The sequence below is a fragment of the Streptomyces sp. H39-S7 genome (genome assembly GCF_027158205.1).
In the GTDB taxonomy this organism is placed as follows: domain Bacteria; phylum Actinomycetota; class Actinomycetes; order Streptomycetales; family Streptomycetaceae; genus Actinacidiphila.
In genome coordinates, this window is sequence record NZ_JAPVLU010000036.1 from 57,791 (window position 1) to 78,267 (window position 20,477).

Sequence of the window (20,477 nt, forward strand, 5' to 3'; positions counted from 1 at the left end):
ACGCCCTCGCGGGCACGAGCACTGCGGACCGCGGCGTCGGCCGGCGACCCGGCTTCTCCGAGGGCGGTTACATGCCGTGGGTGGGCATGCCCTCCGTGCACGCGAGGTGGATGACCAGATCGGCGGGTCCCGTGTGGGGGTGCTTGGGGTCCGCCCCCGGGCGGATCTGCTGCTTGCGTACGGTCACGATCCAGCCGGTGGCGTCGTCGTTGGGGCGGCTCTCGAGGATGTCGGCCGACTCCCGCGCCAGGCTGGAACCCTTGCTCGCGGAGATGGCGAAGCCGCCGCTGAAGGCGCTCTGGGGCGCGGGGCAGAATAGCTCGTGGGGGCGGCCGTCGGCCCCGCCGGGGATGACCTGGCCGGCGACGTGGAGCGTCTGAGGCGGTTCCAGGGACAGGGCGGTGGCCTGTGTGGCGGCGGGGCCGAGCAGGGCCGCGGCACCGGCGACAGCCGCGACAGCGGCACGAGTTCCGGTACGAGTTGACGTGCGCGTTCTTGCGTCCATGGCAGTAGTACTCCTCGCAGCGATGAGGTCGGGGTCGGGGCCATTGCAGCAGCGCGGCGACCCGCTACTTTCCGGACACGCACAGTGACCCCCTATTGGCGGAGGGCGAATCGTTTCGGCGAGCGTCTGCGCACGCATCGTTACGGTGTGTGATCTACTGCCCGCGTCCCGTTACCCCACGTAGTCGCCCTGTGCTGTCCGGGCGACTGTCATGTCCTCATGAGGAGCCTCATGTACCGCAGAGGGAGGTGGGCGCTCGCGCTCGGCTGTGCCGCGATCGCCCTGTCCGCCACCGCTCCCGCCGGCGCGACCGCTCTGTTCGGCGGCTCGGCGCCGTCCACGGCGCACGCTTCCGACGTTCACCCGGGCGGAGCCGTGCGCATCACCGAAGCCCAAGTACGCAAGGAGGTACGGCCCGCCGAGGCCAAGACGCTCGGCCGGGCCGCCGCGGAACGGCTGGCCCGGGACCGCATCGGTCTGCGCGCCCTCGACTCGGACTATCCGCAGACCACCCGTACCCTGCGCTTCAACAAGCTCACCGAGTCGCAGCGCACCCACAACGCCAAGTTCGACCCGGCCCAGTTCGGGAAGTTCACCGACTACTTCTCCAGCCCCGACTTCGGCGACCACGTCGCCCTGCTGCCCACCGGGAAGATCCTGCTCTTCTCCTTCGAGTCCATCGAGGAGAACCCGACCAAGGAGCCCGCGCCCACCCAGATCATCGGCAAGGAGAACGCCGGACGGGCCTACGTGTGGGACCCCGCCAGGGGCCAGGGGAGCGACGCCTTCAGGGCCGTGCCCCCGCCCGTGGTGAACATGCCCGACGGCAAGGACGAGCCGCGGCCCGCGCCGGTCTTCTGCGCCGGACACGCCTATCTGCCCAACGGCATGGTCGCCGTCTTCGGCGGCAACCTGGGCGGTAACGGCGGCACCGGAGCCAAGCTCGCGCTCGTTTTCGACCCGTGGACCGAGACCTGGCACGAGCAGCAGGACATGGCGGTCGGCCGCTGGTACCCGAGCGTGGTCACCGGCGCCGACGGGCGGCAGTTCATCACGTCCGGGCAGTCGGAGATCGGCTGGGGCGATCTTTCGATGGAGATCGAGCGGTTCCCGGCCAAGGGCACCCCCGTCTCGTACAACCGGGCCGACGCGCCCCAGGGCCAGGCGCTCGATCAGTGGAAGACCGACGCCCCGTACATGATGGATTACCCCCATCTGTTCTCCCTGAAGGACGGCCTGATCTACGGCTTCGGCCGCAACTTCGACGAGCAGTTCGTCTTCGACCCGCAGACCGAGACCCGCCGCAAGCTGCCCGACCGTCCCGACGGCGGCATGCGCAACTACGGCTCCGCCGTGGCCCTGCCCAACGGCTCCAGCGGCCCGGACTCCGTCCTGATCCTCGGCGGCAACCGCAACGACCCCAACACCTACAAGTTCTCCGGGGGCCGCTGGACCAAGGACACCCCCCGCGCCTTCGGCCGCACCCAGGACGACACCCTGATCCTGCCCGACGGCAAGCTGTTCACCGTCAACGGCGCCTACGACATCCGCGACTACGGCAACGGCCCCTACAACCCCAACGCCGACCTGAAGTACCGCCAGACCGAACAGCGGGACGACAAGGGCGCGTGGCGGCTCGGACCGGTCCAGCGGCTGCCGCGCGGATACCACTCCAACGCCGTCCTGATGCCCGACGGCCGCATCATGCTCACCGGTGACGAGCTCCAGCAGATTGCCAACAACCCCGACATCAAGTCCGGGATGAACGGCACCATCGAGATCTACGAACCCTCCTACCTGCACCAGGGCCCCCGCCCGCAGCTGTCCCGCATCCCGCGGGCCCCGCGGGGCTACGCGTCCACCTTCCAGGTCACCACCAACACCCCCGACCGGGTCAGCAAGGCCGTCCTGGTGGCGCCCATCACCTCCACCCACTCGGTGGACACCAGCCAGCGCCGACTGGAGCTGCCCATCGCCAGCCGTGACGGCAACCACCTCGTCCTGCGCACCCCGCAGTCCGCCAAGGACGCGCCTCCCGGCTTCTACATGGTCTTCCTCCTCGACGACAAGGGCGTGCCGAGCACCGCGCAATGGGTGCAGCTGCGCCCGGGCGCCTGACACCACCGCCCCTCCCCGCGACCGACCCCGGCCCGGGCACCACCCACAGTGGAGCCCGGGCCGGGCCGTCGCTCAGACCGCCCTCGTCTTCCTCGGCGCCCGTCCGATGGTCAGGAGCGGGTCCGGTCCGCCCCAAGACCGAGGCCGACGGACGATCGGGTTGCCGGGTGAGCTGATGAAGCTGCTCCGCAAGCACAAGGAGGCGCAGGCGCCGGAGCGCGGGGGCGGAGCGGACAAGGACCACGCGTTCACGGGGAGTGAGACGGAAAACGCAGAGGGCCCGCATCGGCGAACGATGCGGGCCCTGCGACGTGCGGAGGATACGAGATTCGAACTCGTGAGGGGTTGCCCCCAACGCGCTTTCCAACTGTTCGTCCGGGGGTTCGGCTGAGTACGCCGCCGTCCCGACCTGCGGAGAAGCGCCCGGACGAGGGCCGGTCGGACACTCGCGGACGGGGGTGAATGCAACGGGAACTGCAACTGGCTGACATCCCCGCCCGGGTCCAACGTGTCGAGGCGATCGGAGCGAAACGGACTACTTGCTGTAGTGGTAGCGGCAGGCGATAACGCACACCGTGTCGGCCTGCTCGTCGAGGACGTAAACCAGGCGGTGCTCCTGGTCGATCCGGCGGGACCATGCCCCGGCGAGTTCGTGGCGCAGGGGTTCGGGTTTGCCGATGCCCTCGTGGCCGTTGCGGCGGATGTCGTCGATCAGTTGGTTGATGCGCTTGAGTAGGCGGCGGTCGTTCGCCTGCCAGTAGAGGTAGTCGGTCCAGCCGCCATCGGTGAACTGGATCTTCACGCGGACTGCTCGATGACATCCTCGGGGTCGATCAGCTCGCGGCTCTGGGTGCGGCCTTCCCGGTAGTCCCGAAGCGACTGACGCAGGTGGTCGGCGTTGGCCGGCGAGCGCAGCAGGTAGTCGGTCTCACGGAGCGAGGCGTACTCGGCCAGGGGGACGACGACCAGCGGTTCATGGCCGGCCCGGGTGATGACGAGTTCTTCGGCGTCGTTCTCGACAGAGTCGAGCGCGGCAGCGAGGTTGCCGCGGAGCTCAGTCGCACTCATCGTCTTCATAGCGTACAGAATAGCGTACGTTCTCTGCCTGGATTAGGAGGCGAGCCGTCTCGTGGCGTCGGGCCAGTGCTGGGGCTCGGGTGCGTCCTCGGCCATCATGACCTCCTCCTCCCACCAGCCAGTGCCGTCGAGCCAGGAACTCAGCCACTGTGCGAGCGACGGCGAATCGGTGAACCACGCCTCCGCCCAGTCCTGGGGGCCGGCGTTCGGCTCGAAGAGCAGGACCGGAGCACGGGGGTCCAGGCAGTCAACCGCGGCATACATGCCGCAGCCCCAGTCCAGGATCGGCAGGAGGCCGTGCGGCCAGTACTCGCAAGGGCCGTACTCGGCAACCACTGTCCGGCCCTCGCCGACCAGCGGCAGCAGGAGGTACTCGGGACCGAAGCCGCCGTTTGCCACCTCCTGGTACAGCCGGACCAGCAATCGCGGCAGTGGGAAGCCGAGTTCGCGCTCGGCTGCGGCGACCTCGCGCTCGCCGACCCGATCAGGGAGCTCTCCCCCCTCCTGGAGCGCGCGTTCGCGGACGCGCGCGACGATGTCCGAAAGGGCGCCCATGCCGTCGGCTCCCGAATCGTGGTGACCGTCTATACCTGTCATGGCCTGGAACATAGCGATGGCGGCTGACACTGCGACCTGTGGCTGCCGCGCCGCCGATTGAGACTACGGATGGGACTACGAACGCAGAAGGCCCGCATCGGCAAGCGATGCGGGCCCTCTGACGTGCGGAGGATACGAGATTCGAACTCGTGAGGGGTTGCCCCCAACACGCTTTCCAACTGCTCGTTCGGATGTACGGGCTGGTTCATCACCGTCCTGACCTGTGGTGCAGCCGTCGATACCGGAGCACTTGGACACCCGCGAACGGGGCTGAATGCAACCCAAACTGCAACCCTCTCACGGGTCAGCCAGCAGGCTTCCAGTGCTGGTGGCAAGAGTTGGGGTTATGCGCCGGCTGCGGCCAACTGATGCGCGGGTATGGGAGCAACTCGGCCATGTTCTGCAATGTCTGCCGGGTCGTCCTCAACGGCCGGTAGAGATCACCTTGGGAGCAGCTGCGACGACAAACGCTCAAAGGACCCATCGTGATGGTGGGGCCCCTTCAATCAGCTGGAGTAAAGGCCCTGGCCTCACTTCATGCAGCGAGCTGCTTAGTGAGGGGTGACGGCGCTGACTCGCCGATGCCCGACTCAAAGGTCTCCCCCGTGCAGGATTGGTGGGTGCCACCGTGGCCGTACGGCATGGTGCAGGGCAGCTTTCCGTTGTACGTCGGGTTTCCTTCACCGCATGAGTAGAGGTAGGGCTCGGCGCCCTCCTCACGGATCGCTGCGTTAGCCGCGACCGAGATGGCGCGGGCCATGGCCGGCACGTCCTGCGTGTGCTGGAGGGCCACTCGCACCAATACCTTCACCATCTCGCTACACGTTTCGACGGAGAGGATGGGAGCTGGGGGCGGGATGGACTCCGTTTTGGTGACCTCGGCTTCGCGCCGTGCAGCAATACGATCTTCCAGCTCGGCGTCTGCTTTCGCCCTGGCCACTGGGTCATAGGGACGGTCGCTTCTGCGCGCCTCGGCGAGCAGGGCACGTGCTGCGCGGAGTTGCGGCAGGAACGCCTCGACGTTCGTGATGAGCCGGTCGGTCTGCTCCTCGTCGAGCTCGTAGGAGTCGCCGCCGGTCCAGATCCACAGCTCGGTGTGAATGCCGTACACATCGGGGATGGCGTTGGAGGTGGTCACGTGCGCGGCGAGGAACGGCTCCGTATCGCCGTCGTGGTGGGCGTCTTCTATGGGAGGGATGATCGCCGGCGCAGCGTGGTGCCAATCGGCGGTGTCGCCGGGTTTGCTGTGGTCCATGGCGCACCACGGCGTGCAGCCGTAGGTCGCCATCCACTCCGGGCCGCGTTCAGCGGCAGTCAGGACGGTGGTGTGCTGGTCGGCGGATGGTATGGAGGACGCCTGCGCGCAGTTGCTCATAGTAATACCTGATTCAGTTCTTACGGTGGACTTTGTGTTGTGCTGGTGGGCAGACGCCACCTTTCGGACTTGGGGAAGACTGCAGTCTTCTCGGCAGCGGGCCACGACCAGACCAACGAGGCGTCCATCAATTAGTCACATGATCGACAGGCCAGGGGTGGGGCGCTCATCAAGTTGATGCCAACGGTCAAGGTCTTGGCCGCGATCGAGCGGACGTGCCTGACCTCCTCGTCCCGAATTCTCGGCGGGGCGGTCGCTGAGGTCATCTACGCAGTTCAGAGGTAGTGCAGGGGCTATTGGCGGTCGCGGTCGGCCGGGCCGGTTGCTGTACTTCGCTGCTGAACTTTGGGTCGGCTGACGCGGTCATGGGTGAGCCCGGGTGAGCCGGGGCGCGGGGTGGTGAACAACGGGCGGCGCCTCCGGTGTCTTGGAAAGCGTCCAACGTCAGCGATTTTCGTGTACATGACGGCCAATTGTTGGTTGCGTAGGCAGCGCGAACCACATTTCCGGAGCAGCTGGCGGACGTCATCCTTGTGGTTAGAGCGGCGCTATTGCAATGAAGTCTTCATGCGACTTCCATAGAAGGCATGCCCTCGCCGTTGCGCACAGTCGATCCGGTACGTCTGGTGGCTCGACGCGTCGAGCTGGGACTCTCCCGCGCCGCCCTGGCCGCCCTAGCCGGCGTTTCGGCTCGGATGATCTTCTTCTACGAGGAGGGTCGTCATACCCCCACCTCGCCGCGCCTGGAGCGGTTGGCGACCGCGCTCGGATGCAAAGTAGAGGCGCTCACCGGTGCCCCGCGTGGACAGGAGACGCTGGTCGATCTCAGGTACGCCGCAGGGCTGACCTTGGAGCGAGTCGCCGAACTGCTCAAGACCACGCCTGCGGGGAGGGAGCTGCGCGTGTCCGCGCCGAAGGTCTCCGCGCTGGAGAGCGGGGGACAGGTCACCGGTCGGCACTGGCAGGACCCAGAGGCGACGGGGCGCCTAGTCGGTCCCCTGGCCAGGGCGTACGGCGTTCCGGTGCGCATGGTCCTTGACGCGTGGCTGCGCACCAGGCCGCACGATCCTGCTCCTGTGTTGTCAGGCAAAGACAAGCAGGCACCTTCGAGGGCGGCGCTGGCGACATGGGAATCGTTGAACGATCGTCAGCAGGTCTACCTAGGGGAGGTCATGCGGGACGACCGGATGACCGCGACCGAGATGTGGATGCGACGGCTTCAGCGGCTGCCTGTGCCCAAGGCCGCTGAGTGGCGCCGGCTGCCTTTGGCCCTGAGGGCCGCTCCGTCCGTTGTCGGATACACCCGGTTGCAGGAGCGGCTTCGCCAGCGTGGCGTTCACGATCCCGGTGTGGGTTCGACGGTGCACGCTCTAGAGCGGCGGGGGCTGTTGGTGGTCAGTGAGGATTCCGTTGACCACCCAGCTGTTGGAGAGGTTGGACGTGTGCTGGTGGAGATCACCAGGCGCGGCCGGGCTGCCGCCCGTGCGGGGCTCGGTGAACCGCGCGAGCCGGATCCTGCGCCCCACCTACTTTCGGAGTGGCTATGGGGCGTCGTTGCCCGTGTTGCTTCCGCAGAGCCTGCTGGCCTGGAGGACGACCAACTAGCCGGCCGCTCCCTGTTCTTCATTGGAGTGGGCTACCGGGGCAGGTCCGGAGCACAGCCGAGTCGTGGCTTCGTGGACTCCGTCCCGGTCATGGCACCGGGGGGAACACACGTCTCGGAGTACCGCTGGCGGCTGACCCAGCTCGGCCTACGCCATGTAGCGGAGTACCTGCACGTCTACCGAGACCTCTATCCGAGCGTCAATACCACAGAACTCGAAGCAATCGCGGATAACGCGTCGTAGTTCGTGCCTTTTCTCCTTGGGTAGCCCGATTGTCAGAGGCGCCACCTAGGCTCCATAGCTGTGACGAGTTCAACGGAGAACAGCACGCAAGAACTTGGCGATGTCCGGGTTCGCTACCTGGTAACCCGGGCCGCCCTGCGCGCGGCAAAGGCTGTGACTGAGCCCGGACTTGAGCCGCAACAGCGGCTGGCAACCCTGATGGAGTGCCACGGAACGCTGCATGCGGCGCGCGGCCCGGGGATTTCCCTGTCGTTCGGGGAGTTCCGCCACGCCCTCGGAGGGAATTTGGCAGCCCTGCTGCCCGACGGTGTGGATCCGCTGGACTTGGAAGGGATGCTGGTCGTCGACCGGGATGGACAGGTGACGGAGGACGCCTTCGATCTCGATCTTGAGCAGCAGATGCTGCTGCACACGCTGCGGAAGCTCGACACGACCGCGGGGGTGGTGAGCGACAGGGAGCTTCAGTCGGAGATCGACCAGGAGACCGCGTTCACGCTGCTGTACAAGCAGGGTGACCAGGCCGTCTACGAAGCCGGACGGTCGGACCTGATCCGTTCCCCTGCCGGTGCCGTGGACGACCTTTGCGAGCTACGGCTGCCCCCGTTGGTCGCGGACTTCTACCGGGAGATTCCCTACAACTCACAGTTCGAGGGCTGGTGGTTTCCGTGCCCGGTATGCCGGTGGCCGATGCGGATCGTCCTACGGAAGAACAGCGGCGCTCTGGTAGGAGCAGTCCGTTGCTGGCACGCTCCGCACGCGGACATGGGAGCCTCCTACCTGTTTCGCCCGACCGCGAACCCCAGTGCCCCCGAGTTGCTGCCTGAACCGTCACCGGCCCGGCCGAGCGGCCGTGAGTCGGTCCTGTATCCGGACCTCGGGGACATCCCGCTCGCTGTGCCCGTCGCGGGGCACAAGGCCGTCAGCCGGGGGATTTGGCGGTACACGACCGTTCCCGGACTTCCTGAGCTCTCGCTGTACGACCGGCTGGTGGATCGCGGCCTCAAGGTGACGCTGTGGCCAGGACTCGATGCTTATGACCTGCTGGTCGAGGCCGGGCCCAAGCGGGGCAAGAAGGTGCCGTTCAGGGTTGACGTGAAGGACTACACCTCGGCGGCGACGCTGGCCAAGCTGATCCATGCCCAGGACGGCGACCGCGGTGGTGCCCAGTGGCTGGTGGTGCCCGACTACCGGGCCCGCCAGGTCCCGCTGCTGTCGGGGGTGTGCGAGAAATACGGCATGCGGGTGGCGGCGGCCTCCGAGTTCGGCGAGATGGTTTGCGAGAAGGCTGGGGTGAGCTGGACATGAGTGATGTGCCGATCGCAGAGACCGCCGTCTACACGGCGCTGGCCCTCGCGGCCCACTACTTTCCCAAGTCTGTCGACGGGGATTCCCGCACTGCGGCCCCATTCGCCGAGGCGGCATCCCTGGTCTCGGGAAAGTACCGGGCTTGGGACCGGTGGAAGGAACTGCCGCACGACGAGAGGCAGCGCATCGCCATGGTCTGCTCCATCGCCCCGGGCGAACTCGCCGACGTCCGCACGTTCTCGGTGGCGGCTCGCACCCTGTTGTCGCCGCTCACCACGGACGGAACCAGCAGCGTCCCGGTGATGGGCCCCTTCGAACTCGTGGGCGCTGACCCCTTCACGGCGGATTCCGCGTTTCCCAGGCTCGGTGGTGATCCTTTGGGCTACGTCGACCGCATGACCAGCCGATTCCGACGCCCCAGTGCCCGCCCCAAGCCTCCGGAGTTCGCCGGACCGGGGACGTGGCTTACCCGGGAGATCTTCGTCAAGAATGTGGGCCAGGTCCACGGACGGCTGCAGATCCCCACCTACCCCCAGTTCACCGAGGCGCTCGGCCACGACAGTCTGCCCAGCGTCTCGACCGTGCCGTACCAGGCCGACTTGCGTATCCCCACGCCGGACCTGCTGCGCTTGGCAGAAGAGATCGACCTACGCTTCCCGGAGGGCAAACGCTACCTGCACAGCACTCTCAGGCAGCTGTTCAAGGTCCTGAAGACCTCGGACACGGTGTCCCCCGAGGAGGCCCTGTCGCTGACCGCCGGCGGCATGGAGATCTTCAACGCACCCACCGGTACCGGCAAGAGTGTCCTGGTCCGCGTGATGGCTGCCTGGTTCGCTGCCAATGACCTGCGCATCGCCATCGTCCTGCCAGATATCAAGGCATGTCTGGCCATGACCTGGAATGTGCGCGTAGACCTGGATCACCTGCACCGTTCCGGGATCATCGAGGAGAAGCGTACGTGCGCACACCTGATGTCGTCCTCCGGGATGCACGACCGGGCTCTCAAGCTCGCCTCGCTGATCAACGAGTCTGTGGACGCGCCGGGCGAGTGGGGCGAACGAGCCGAACGGGACGTCGATCCCCTGGCATACGGATGTGCCCAAAGGACGTTCCTCGAATCCACCGGCGACTACCCGCCCGGACGCGAACCGTGCCTGTCGCTGCACCGACAGGGCGTCGGGTCGGCAGCCTGCCCCTGGATCCCCACCTGCGGGAAGTACACCCCCGTCTACGAGGCGGCCACCGCCAACGTCGTCATCATGAACCACTACGTCTTCATGCAAGGCCACCTGAAGATCGGCGTCAATCTGGACGGCCGACCCATTCGCAGCATGACCGCAGCCGAGTTCGCCTTGCGGACCTGCCACGCGGTGGCGATCGACGAGGTCGACCAGTTCCAGTCCCGAGCCGTGGACAAGTGTGCCAGTGAGATCGTCTTGCACTCACGCCGGCACTGGTCGGCAGCGCCCCAGGAGATGGACACCGACGCCAAGCGGCTGCGCATCGACGACGAGCACAGCCTGCTACCTGCCGTCAGCCATGTCCGGCTCATGGCCGAGTTCCTGCTGCTGAGCATCTGCAAGAACGCTCTCAGCCTGCACGCTACCGAGGACGACCGCGCCCAGGCACGCATCCCCGACCAGACCAGCACTCGCTGGCACCTAGCCCGCGGACGGGACCGCACCCTCCTGCGGCTGCTGTGGCCGGAAACCGCAGCGGAGGACAGGGCAGACATCCCCGTCGAGTACTTCCAGCGGCTCAACGCGCTCATGCCCGCCCGCTACCAGCGCCTCGACCCGCTCAGCGGCCAGCCGAGCCTGCTTGAACCCGACTGGCACGAGGTCAGGAGCGAGCTCAGCGCGCTGGTGGCGCCCCGTGGCGAACACCTGCTGGATGCAGTCAAGCTCGAACTCCACCGACTCCTCGCGGACGCCCTCAAGGACCCCCACCAGCGGACACAGGCGATCAACCTGCTGGTCACCAGAACCGCAATGATCGAGCTAGACGAGGCGCTCTCGGCTCTCCAGGAGAAGGCCCACGACTATCGCTCCTCCGGTCTGCGCTCGGCCCAGAGGATCTCGAAGGACCTGCAGTCCGGCGCCGTCGCCTCCGTTCTGCCACTCGGCATGCTGGGCCGAGCGATCACCGGCTACCGTGTCACCGGTCTGGACGACAAAGAGAAGAACGCCGCCCTGGTCGCCCAGACCATCGCCGGCGACCCGCACACCTTCACCGCCGAACTGGGCGGCATCGTCTCGCTCATCCTGGCCGGGGTCGAGCGGCCGGTGATCGGGCTGTCTGCCACCGCATACTTCCCCCAAGCGGTACGCGAACACCTGCACGCGCCGGTGCGCTGGTGGATGACCGACGCCCAGGCCAAGTCCATCCGGGCCCGGAAGCACCGGATCGACTACGGCGAGGGCCACCCTCTCTTCGGTGACCCCATCAAGGTCTCTGGCACCCACCCCAGCCGTAAGAAGGACGCACTCATCGAGCTGGGCAGCAACCTGTACGACCAATACATCCACCGCGAGCTCGAACGCACCGCCGTCAAGGACCCGGACCGGGCACACGTCCTGGTCGTCGCCAATTCCTACGAGCAGTGCGCCTGGCTCGCCCGCGGCATCGCCCGGGCCGGGCGCTACGACGGAGGGCTCTGCCTGGCGGTCAGGGCCGAAGACCTCCATAGCCCCAACCCCGAGCTACCCCGAGAGAATGTGGCCGTACGGCTGACCGCCGAGGAGTTCGAGGACTTCCCCCGGCACGGGAAGATCCTGGTGGTGCCGTTGTCGCTGATCGCCCGAGGACTCAACATCGTCAAGGGCACCCGCTCAGCGGTCCGCTCCGTCTACCTGTGCGTGCGCCCCCTCGCCCTGCTCAACGACCCCGCCGAGATGTACGGCAGTATCAACGCCGCCGGACTGCGAGCCCTGCCGCCGGGCGGCAGCCCGCTCCCCTCACAGGCCCTGACTGAGGCCAGGGACGCCGCCTGGGACCGTCTCGCACTTCTACTACGTACCGCTCCCCAGTTCACGGCAATGCACAAATCCCTCCAGGAGGAAGTCGTCGCTGGCATGATTGTCGACCTCATCCAGCTTGCTGGCCGCGCCCGCCGCGGCGGCACCGAAGCCGTTCTGCACATGGTCGACTACGCCTTCCACGAGGACACCTGGAGCGCCGACCTGGAAACCGTCCTCAAACGCATCCACTCCCAATGGACGCCGCAGGTACGGCAGCGAATGAACGACCTGTACGGGGAGGCACTCAACGCCTTCCTCTCCTACGCCGGCATCGAACCCCACGACACCGGCCTCCCGTACAACTGAGCGAGCAGAGACGGAACAGGACACGTGACCCAGCAGGACCGTGAACCCGGCAAGTACCTGAACACCCTCGCCTTCCGCTGTACCCCGGAACTGGTCGGCGACGCCGCAGTCCACGTGCGCCACTTCGACGAGGCGACCTGGAAACTCTGGGACGACTTCGACAGGCTCTGCAAGAAGAAGTTCAGGAACGACTCGGCCCAGGCCCCCTACTCCATCGCCACCACCGTCCTCAACATGACCAGTGGCGGCTACGTGTACTTCGAACCCGACCGCCGCGCCCCGTTCCTCGCCTCCCTTCAACCCCTCGACGACAAGCTGCTTCGCCGTGTGTTCACCCTCGCCTATCACCTCGCCCTGGGCCAGGACGTCAGCACCATCGACCTCACCGCTCCTCCCGAGCTCGCCAAGCGGTTCGCGGACACCCCCGAACACACGTACTCGCTAGCCACCTACCTCCAGACCACGAAGAACACTCAGCCCACGGCCCCCAACTGGCTCTACCGCACAGTTGCCTGGCAGCTCTCCCAGCAGCTCGCCACCGAGCCCTGGGCCATCTCCGACAGCCGGACCGTCAAGCTGCGGCCCGACACCACCGGCGGCCTGGTCGCCTTCGACGACCCCTGGACGAACGAGCAGGGCGGTCGCTACGCCCTCTCCCGAACGGCCCTCAACCTGAAGACGCTGCCCAACATCGCCAACCCCGTACTGCTGCTGACATCACGCGTAACCCGGATCTCCTCCTCCCTGGTCTTCTCTAACACCGCCCTCGCCGAGCAGCCCGGCGAAAACCACCCGCTCCTTGAGGTCACCCTCAACGGCCGCGGCGGTGCTCGCACCATCAACCGCCTGGCGCTGCAAGCCCTCGGCCGCCTGGAGATGGACTACTCCGTCCTTCGCGCTATCGATAAGCGGTCGCAGGCGGAGCAGAAGCTACTCGCCGAGGCGGCAAAGGCAAAAGCCGAGGGAATGGAACCGCCCCGCTTCCCCAGCGGACACCCCGGTCAGGTCTGGCCCATCCTGCCGAAGAATTTCTCCTTCCCCGTCGGCACCGGTCCCGGCATGCAGCACCTGCGGCTCCTGCACCAGCACTTCGCCAAGGTCTTCGACACCGACGCCGTGCCATTGGAGGCACGTGAGGTACGGATGAGCCTGCCGCACCGGCCGACGGACCCCGAGAACATCTCCAAGGCGGAGTACCTCCGCCGTAAGGCCGAGCGCGAGGCACACCCGGAGCCGAAGACACTGGGACCGATCCGCAAGCGCGGCACACTGTTCCCCTCCCCGGAGTCCATCTTTGCCTCCGTCGAGGCCGCCGGCTTCAAGAAGCTGCGCATCGTCTGCCTCTGGTACGAGGACGATGCCCGGCTGCGGATGCTCGACACCTTCTGCAAGAGCTTCGACCTCAACCCCGAAGGGCTCGACCGGAAGAACGGCCAGGAGCTCCAATTGCACGGCGACCAGATCGTCGCGGAGTTCTACGAGGCATCCAACTTCCTCAAGCCCGGTCCCTCTGGCAGGCGCAGGGAAGCACTGGCCGCCACCGGCGCACCGGTCCGCTCCCAGGACGGAGTGCTGGTCGCAGCATGGTGCGAGACTGAGATCCCCACCTCGGCCGTGGCTGAGGAGCACGTGGGCATCAGCTTGGACGATCTCGATGCTAAGCCTCAGACCAGGAACCTCCTCGGAGACCTCGGCGTCCCCACCCAGTACCTCCGCGGCAAGGACGAGAAGGGAGTCGTCTTCAAGCCAAAAGCCAAGGACCACCCCGCCGAGATGGCCCTCCTCGACCTCTACCGGTCGCTCGGCATCGTCGATGACCGCATCGCGGACGCGCTACGACCCGAGAAGGCTGGATACCCGGTCGACCGCATCGCCCACGTTGGCATCCACGTACGGCAGCAGAATCGACGCAAGGGGGAGTTTGGCCAGCCCAAGGTCGTCATCACCGCGTCCGCCCTCGTGCCTCCGCAAGCAACCGGTGGCACCTGGACCATGCTCGGGTGGAGCTCTACCCGGCCCGAGTGGCAGCCGTACCAATTCGCCCAGCCGGCCTTCCACGCCAGCGCCTACCCGGAGGGAACGGGAGACAAGAAGACCTACCGGCAGCGCTGGGACGACGCGGCCGAGACCGTCGAACGCGCCCTCGCCGACCTCGCCGACGAACTCGACGGCACTCCGTACGTGGTCACCGTGGACGAGCTGGCCTCCCGACGGATGTGGGACGGACTGCAGAACATGCGACAGGGAGGCTCGCCAGGTGACGGCAACAGCCGTTATTGGCTCCCCGGCACCACGCTGAGCCGCGACGACAGGCCGCAGGCCGTCATCCGCATCAACATCGACAGCGAAGAAGTGCCGCAGCCCGTGAGCACCACCCGCTTTGTCAAGGCCAAGGACAGCGAGCCGGTGGAGCAGGACACGGCGACCACGCTCTACCAGGTCAGCACGGATTTCGGCACACCTGCATGGATCCTCTGCAACGTCCCGCGAGCCTTCGACGGGGACGGAGCGGGCCGGCTGGGCTCGAAGTACACGCGTTGGGATGCCAAGGCATCCGTCTTCTCCGACAAGAAGGAGGACCGTCGCAAGGGGGAGATGCCGCAGAACTGGTACTCCATGACGGCCAGCGAAATCTATCCGCTCGCCTGCGCTGCTGGAGTGTCCGAAGAAGCCCTCGCCATCACCACAGCGAAGCTCTGCCACCAGAGCCAGTTCTGGGACGGCCGCTCCCGTTTCCCTGTCCCTCTGCACGCCGCGAAGCAGATGGACCTCGACCACCCGCAGTACCGACGCACGGCCGCGCCTGAGGAGAAGCTGAGCCTGGAACTCGGTATCGAGGACGCTACCGCCGAGGGAATCGAGGAGTCGGAGCAATAGGGCTTGCAGGGGGCGGCTTCGCCGTGTTTCCGCGATACCGCCCCCACAGACGGACCCGCGTTCTGCTCGTGCCGACGGCCAAGTACTACCTCGTCGGACCTCACCTACGCACCGCCCGTGACCCTGCAAGATCCTCAGACACTCGGGTTACTCCATGATTTCGAGCGGGGGCAGTGCATCGATGATCTTCATCGTCTCTAGGCTGACCGTGACGATGCGCTTGAGCAAGTCGATGATGTAGCGAGGATCCTCGGACCAGTCGTTGGGGTCGTTGACGATCCCCGATTCCTTGTCCGTCTTCACCCAGTAGCGGTCGATGATCCACTCGACCGCGGAGCGGGCGCCAAGCTGGTAGCGATACGCCTCCTCCGGGATGTTGGTGAGGGTGACCCGAGGGTTGTAGACGATGGCCGTGCGGTCGACCTTGCCCTTCACCCGGGGGAACTTCATCTTCTTGCCGACCCGGAACAGCTCGCTAGGCGGCGTTGCCGATGTGGCGCCGGAGACCTGCTCGATGATCCCCGCGTACGGCTCCACCTGCTCGTAGCCGAGGTGGAGCTCGGAGAGGGCACGGCCCGCAGCGGCGAAATTGCGGAAGTCCTGCACCTTGGGGATGTGCGGGAGGGATTTCTTGAGGTCGGCAGCGAACTGCTCGCGGTACGCGGGGGAGTGAAGCAGGGCGTAGGTGTAGAAGAAAATTTCGTCCGCAGTGATGTCAGCGTCGTTGTAAGTCTCGCGATAGTCGGAGAGCGTGGCGGCGTTAATGTTGTCGACGCGCTTGCAGCCGTCGCCATCCTCCGCCTCGGCAGACGCGAACAGATCATCGTCCTGGCCGAGCTCAGGATAGATGTAACGAGGGAAGAAGGTGCCACCGCTGCCCGCGCCAGTGACATGCAGATTGGGCAATGTGTCCAAGGCAAGGACGGAGAACGGGACAGCTGAACCGCTGCCTACAATGTACAAACCCACGTTCTCGTGTCCCGCAGCAGGAAACACCCGGGGCAGCTGATACACCCTCTCGATCAGGGCGGGGTCGAAGTAGAGGCTCTGCTTGGCGAAGGGCCGGTATGTGGACGTGACTACGCAGTCCGTGTCGAATTGGTACTTTTTTCCCTTGATCATTCTGGCTTTGTCGGCCACGTTCCAGCTGATCTTCTTCGAGTCTGTATTGATCCATTGCTCGACGTCCCGAGTTGTGGGCGCGATGAGACCCGCGATCTTGCAGTGCTCCAGAAATCCCGTGACCTGGTCGTTGTAGAAGTCGATCATTGCTTCCATGGTGTTCCGCACGCCTTGCGCGGAGAAGTTGTAAACCCAAGCATCGCGAGCGGAATTGAGGCCGCCGGAGTAGGCGGCGAACACTGCCTGCTCCGCCGCAACCTTGTCCTTGTTCCCAATGGCCTGAAAGGCCGCGTAGTCGTCTGATCGCTGGTTGATCCAGTCGCCATCCGGGTTCGGGATGATCTCTTGCCACTCGATGGTGTCAAGGCTATTGGAGCTAAGGATCTTGAGCTTGTTGTCGCGATCAACGTAGTCACCAATGTCGCAATAGTTCAGCGTGCATCCTGCGCCAGATGCGTCCGTCTTGCTGCCTTTGATGAGAAGCAGGATGGCGACGGTGCTGCGGCTTCCCGACCCGAAGATCTTGCCGCCTTCCTTCTTTGACTGCTCCCCGGCGGTCCGTTGGTTGCCACGCAGGTTGTAGCAGTAGATGGTGTCGAACTCCTCGGTGAGCGACTTCCGAAGGCCGTCTGCGCTGGTGCCGTCGATATAGCCGCCGTTGGAGACAAAAGCCACGATGCCTTCGTCCTGGAGTCGGTCCGACGCCCAGCGGATGGCGCGGATGTAGGAGTCGTAGAGTTTATTCTTATTGCCCACGGCCGACTTGGCGACATATGTTTCTGCAATGCGGCTATCCAGTGCCTCGTACTTGAGGTTCTGGTTGTTGTCGTTGACGCTGTCCTGGCCCACCGAGTAGGGAGGATTTCCGATGACGACCGTGATTGGCTGAGCCTTCTGCTTCTTCGCGCGTTCGCTGTTACCTTCCAGAACGTCCATACCGTCGAGCTTGGCGGCACTGCCCTCGGCCAATTGGAAAGTGTCAGTCAGGACGATGCCTTCGAACGGTTGGTACTCCGCTTCGCCGTCGGCCAGTTCGTGGTAGGCGGCCTCGATGTTGACGGCGGCGATGTAGTAGGCCAGCAGGACGATCTCGTTGGCGTGGAGTTCGCTGGTGTACTTGCGCAGTAGGTCGTCGGGCTTAATCAGGCCGGACTGGAGGAGCCGGACCGGGAAGGTGCCGGTGCCGACAAAGGGGTCGATGACGTGGACTCCTTCGTCGGTCAGCGATCGGCCGAAGTGCTTGTTGAGGGCTTGTTCGGTGGAGCGGACGATGAAGTCGACGACCTCGACCGGGGTGTAGACGATGCCGAGTGCGTCGGCGGTCTTCGGTAGAGCGGTCTTGAAGAACTTGTCGTACAGCTCGACGATGACCTGCTGGCGGCCGGCGTGGTTATCGATGCCCTGGGCTCGGACTCGGACCGAGTTGTAGAAGTCCTCCAGGGTTTTATTCTCAGTCTCCAAGCCTTGGTCGTCGAGGACATTCAGCATTTTTTGCATAGCTTGGGACACGGGGTTGTGCTCGGTGAACGCGTAGCTGCTGAAGAGGGCATCGAAGACAGGCTTGGTGACGATGTGCTGCGCGAGCATGTCGATGGCGTCGGGCTCGGTGACACCGGGATTTATGGTCGCCCGGAGCTCGTCGAGGAACTCCTCGAATGCGGCCTGCTTGTCGCTCAGCTGCAGTGCGGCCTTGATGCGGGTTACGTGCGCCTGGGCGATGGCGGCGACGTCCTTTGCCCACAGCTCCCAGTACTGGCGCTTCCCAACCTTGTCGACGATGCGGGCATAGATCGCCTCACGCCAGTCCTCGAGCTTGAGCAGGGCTTCCTGGATGTACTGCGCACCCTGGGCTTCCTGCTGTTGCGCGCTCTGGGCCTCGGTCGATGAAGTCGAGCCATCCTGGTCACCGATGGCGTCATCGCCCGGGGCGACGTGGCCGATGCCGATGTTCTGCGGGGCCTGCTGGTTCAGAGAGATCTGATTGACGGTGGCGTTGAAGCGCTCGTCGTGGGAACGCAGCGCCTGGAGAACCTGCCAGACGGTGCGGAAGCGGTCGTTGTTTGCGAGCGCTTGCGCGGGCGGCATGCCGGCGGGAACGGCGACCGGCAGGATGATGTAGCCGTAAGACTTGTCTTTGGAGCGGCGCATAACCCGGCCGACCGATTGGACGACGTCGACCACGGAGTTGCGAGGGTGCAGGAAGAGCACGGCGTCCAAGCTGGGGACGTCAACGCCCTCGGACAGGCAGCGGGCGTTGGACAGGATCCGCGCGTTCGCTGGCCCCGGGTCCTGCTTGAGCCAGTCCAGCCGCTGATTGCGGCGCAGGGTGTTGAAGGTCCCGTCGACGTGCTCCACCTCGCAGTGCAGCACTTCGTCGTCGCCTTCATCGTAGGCATCGACGATGGCGTTGAAGTTGTCGGCGATGGCCTGGGAGTCGGCGATGGAACGGGAGAACGCGACAGCGCGCCTCATAGGGGCCTCGTCCTCGCCGAAGCCGTCACCGCCCGCGAAGGTACCTGTCCTCTTGGCCATGGCGTTCCAACAGCCGATGATTTTCGCCGCGTCGTCCAGGTTCAGCTCGGAGCTACCTCCCGCGAAGCCTTGTTGAAGGGTTTTGGCGACCACGCCTTCGTCCACGGTGAGGATCAGGACCTTGTAGTCGGCAAGCAGGCCCTCTTCGACGGCCTTGCCGAAGCCCAGGCGGTGGAACTCTGGCCCGTACACTTCCTCGCTGTCCATCGAGGCGACCGCTGCGCTGGAGTCCTTGGCCTGCTGCTGGGTGTCCTCGGTGTAGATGCGCGGAGTGGCCGTCATGTATAGCCGACGATCGCTGCCGAGGTAGTCGTCGTCGTGGACGCGTACGAATGCCGACTCGTCGGCGCCTGCGATCGTGACGCCGGTTGTCCGGTGGGCCTCGTCACACAGAACCAGGTCGAACCGATGCAAGCCCTTCTTCTGGGCAGCGGCGATGGTGTCGATCGACTGGTAGGTCGAGAAGACCACGGTCAAACCTGGCCCCGCCGCCACACTGGCGATCTGCTTGATCAGCTTGTCCGGGTCGGTCGTGGCTGGCAACGCCAGGTCGTGTGTCGCCATGTCCTGGTTGTCGTTCGCGACCTGCTGCTTTCCGACCTTCACGTCGGAGCAGACGGCAAACGGGCGCAGCGGCACCCGAGTCTCGGAGGACCACTCCCGCAGGGACTGTGAGAGCAGAGCGATCGAGGGCACCAGAAACAGTACTGTGGTGTGTTCGCCCTCGCCCGCCTGGGCACGCTCGCTCTGCAGCCGTTCGGCGATTCTCAGGCTGGTAAAGGTCTTGCCAGTACCGCAAGCCATGATCAGCTTGCCGCGGTCGCTCTCGGCGAAGCCGGCAAACACGTCGTCGATCGCTTCGTGCTGGTGCGGGAGAGGCGACTTCTTCTCGTGCAGTTGTAGATCGACCTCGAAGTTCACCCCGGCCTGCGGCGGCAGATGCCATGTCATCGGGCTCGCGGCAATGTCGGACATACCGAGACGGGTCACCGGCGGCTGCTGGCCAACCATGGTGTCCTCCGCGTTAGGACCCCACTTCTCCGTCGTGGAGATGATCATGCGCCGGGTGAATCCGCCCTTGCCCGAGGCCGCCAGAAAGGAGTCTATGTCCGGCTTCTGCACCGTGTGCGTGGGCTCGTAAAACTTGCATTGGATGGCGCAGAAGCCGCCCGTCTCCCGATCTTGCGCCACCAGGTCGATTCCGGTGTCCTTCTTGTTTGCCGCGGTGCCCGGCCAGTCGGACCACAACCAGACTTGACTGAACTGCTCATTCCACTGTGGATCGGTGCGCAGGAATTTGACCATGAGCCGCTCGAAGCGTGACCCACGCTCGTGGTTGTCCTTCGACGTCTCGCGGATAACCTTCAGGACGTCGTGCACCGTCGTCATTTCAGCCCCTGCTTCCTTCGCCGCCGCGTGACGGCGGGCATCCCAGTTCTACGCTCACCTGCGCATCAATCTGGGAGAGAGCCTATCTGCGACAGGTGCCATGATCCGGAGGAACGCACGGTTCCCGGTGATGCTGCACCAGGATCGGTCAGCTTCTCCTGGCGCGCCCAGGAACGCTGGCGTGCTCCCGGTAGACCGATTCGTCGTCTCGCCGGGGCGGCCTGCTCAGGGGGGCGGACTAGGCGCGGAACGGTCACTTTCGAGATCACGGAGACTGGATGGAAGGAGATTGGCCAAGGCTTCGAGGGCGGGCGGGCGTGGGCAGGTGAGCGCCGCAGGGTGCTGCCGGGCCCGCTCCCCGAAGGCGTGGTGGTCGGTGGTTCGGATTGAGTCCGCCCACGTCTGCC

The 20,477-nt window shown here is 65.6% G+C and carries 11 protein-coding genes; 5 read left to right on the forward strand and 6 right to left on the reverse strand.

The features are described from left to right. Nucleotides 1–67 precede the first annotated feature (67 nt). Nucleotides 68–505 carry a hypothetical protein gene (locus tag O3X23_RS29715; protein ID WP_269274895.1) on the reverse strand — a complete coding sequence of 146 codons (438 nt, stop codon included), beginning with the start codon at nucleotides 503–505 and terminating at the stop codon, nucleotides 68–70. 219 nt (nucleotides 506–724) lie between these two features. On the opposite strand from O3X23_RS29715, the gene O3X23_RS29720 reads away from it, so the two are divergent. Then, on the forward strand, nucleotides 725–2,623 hold the full coding sequence (locus tag O3X23_RS29720) for a galactose oxidase early set domain-containing protein (protein ID WP_269274897.1): 1,899 nt from the start codon (nucleotides 725–727) through the stop codon (nucleotides 2,621–2,623). Between the two features lie 535 nt (nucleotides 2,624–3,158). Here the strand turns inward: O3X23_RS29720 and O3X23_RS29725 are convergent. From O3X23_RS29725 to O3X23_RS29740, 4 genes are all read right to left on the reverse strand, one after another. Further along, on the reverse strand, nucleotides 3,159–3,425 hold the full coding sequence (locus tag O3X23_RS29725) for a Txe/YoeB family addiction module toxin (RefSeq protein ID WP_034090621.1): 267 nt from the start codon (nucleotides 3,423–3,425) through the stop codon (nucleotides 3,159–3,161). Next, the gene (locus tag O3X23_RS29730; protein WP_269274901.1) at nucleotides 3,422–3,700 is read right to left on the reverse strand and encodes a type II toxin-antitoxin system Phd/YefM family antitoxin; all 279 of its coding nucleotides are present in this window, start codon (nucleotides 3,698–3,700) and stop codon (nucleotides 3,422–3,424) included. The genes O3X23_RS29725 and O3X23_RS29730 overlap by 4 nt, the downstream gene beginning before the upstream one ends. Before the next feature lie 33 nt (nucleotides 3,701–3,733). Then, nucleotides 3,734–4,297, reverse strand: a complete 564-nt coding sequence (locus O3X23_RS29735; RefSeq protein ID WP_269274903.1) for an SMI1/KNR4 family protein — start codon at nucleotides 4,295–4,297, stop codon at nucleotides 3,734–3,736. 535 nt (nucleotides 4,298–4,832) lie between these two features. Continuing rightward, on the reverse strand, nucleotides 4,833–5,672 hold the full coding sequence (locus O3X23_RS29740; protein WP_269274905.1) for a DUF6907 domain-containing protein: 840 nt from the start codon (nucleotides 5,670–5,672) through the stop codon (nucleotides 4,833–4,835). A 587-nt stretch (nucleotides 5,673–6,259) separates the two neighbouring features. On the opposite strand from O3X23_RS29740, the gene O3X23_RS29745 reads away from it, so the two are divergent. From O3X23_RS29745 to O3X23_RS29760, 4 genes are read left to right on the forward strand one after another with little or no spacing between them, the layout of a single operon-like run. Then, nucleotides 6,260–7,519 (forward strand): helix-turn-helix domain-containing protein, encoded by a 1,260-nt coding sequence (locus tag O3X23_RS29745; protein WP_269274908.1) that lies wholly within the window; start codon nucleotides 6,260–6,262, stop codon nucleotides 7,517–7,519. A gap of 60 nt (nucleotides 7,520–7,579) precedes the next feature. Then, a complete protein-coding gene (locus O3X23_RS29750) occupies nucleotides 7,580–8,824 on the forward strand; it encodes a restriction endonuclease-related protein (protein ID WP_269274910.1) in 1,245 nt (414 codons plus the stop codon). Next, entirely contained in the window at nucleotides 8,821–12,150 is a 3,330-nt protein-coding gene (locus O3X23_RS29755; protein ID WP_269274912.1) for a hypothetical protein, read from the forward strand. The genes O3X23_RS29750 and O3X23_RS29755 overlap by 4 nt, the downstream gene beginning before the upstream one ends. A gap of 24 nt (nucleotides 12,151–12,174) precedes the next feature. Further along, nucleotides 12,175–15,027 carry an RNaseH domain-containing protein gene (locus tag O3X23_RS29760; RefSeq protein ID WP_269274914.1) on the forward strand — a complete coding sequence of 951 codons (2,853 nt, stop codon included), beginning with the start codon at nucleotides 12,175–12,177 and terminating at the stop codon, nucleotides 15,025–15,027. Between the two features lie 147 nt (nucleotides 15,028–15,174). Here the strand turns inward: O3X23_RS29760 and O3X23_RS29765 are convergent, their stop codons facing one another. After that, nucleotides 15,175–20,070, reverse strand: a complete 4,896-nt coding sequence (locus O3X23_RS29765) for a DEAD/DEAH box helicase (RefSeq protein WP_269274916.1) — start codon at nucleotides 20,068–20,070, stop codon at nucleotides 15,175–15,177. Nucleotides 20,071–20,477: the final 407 nt, after the last annotated feature.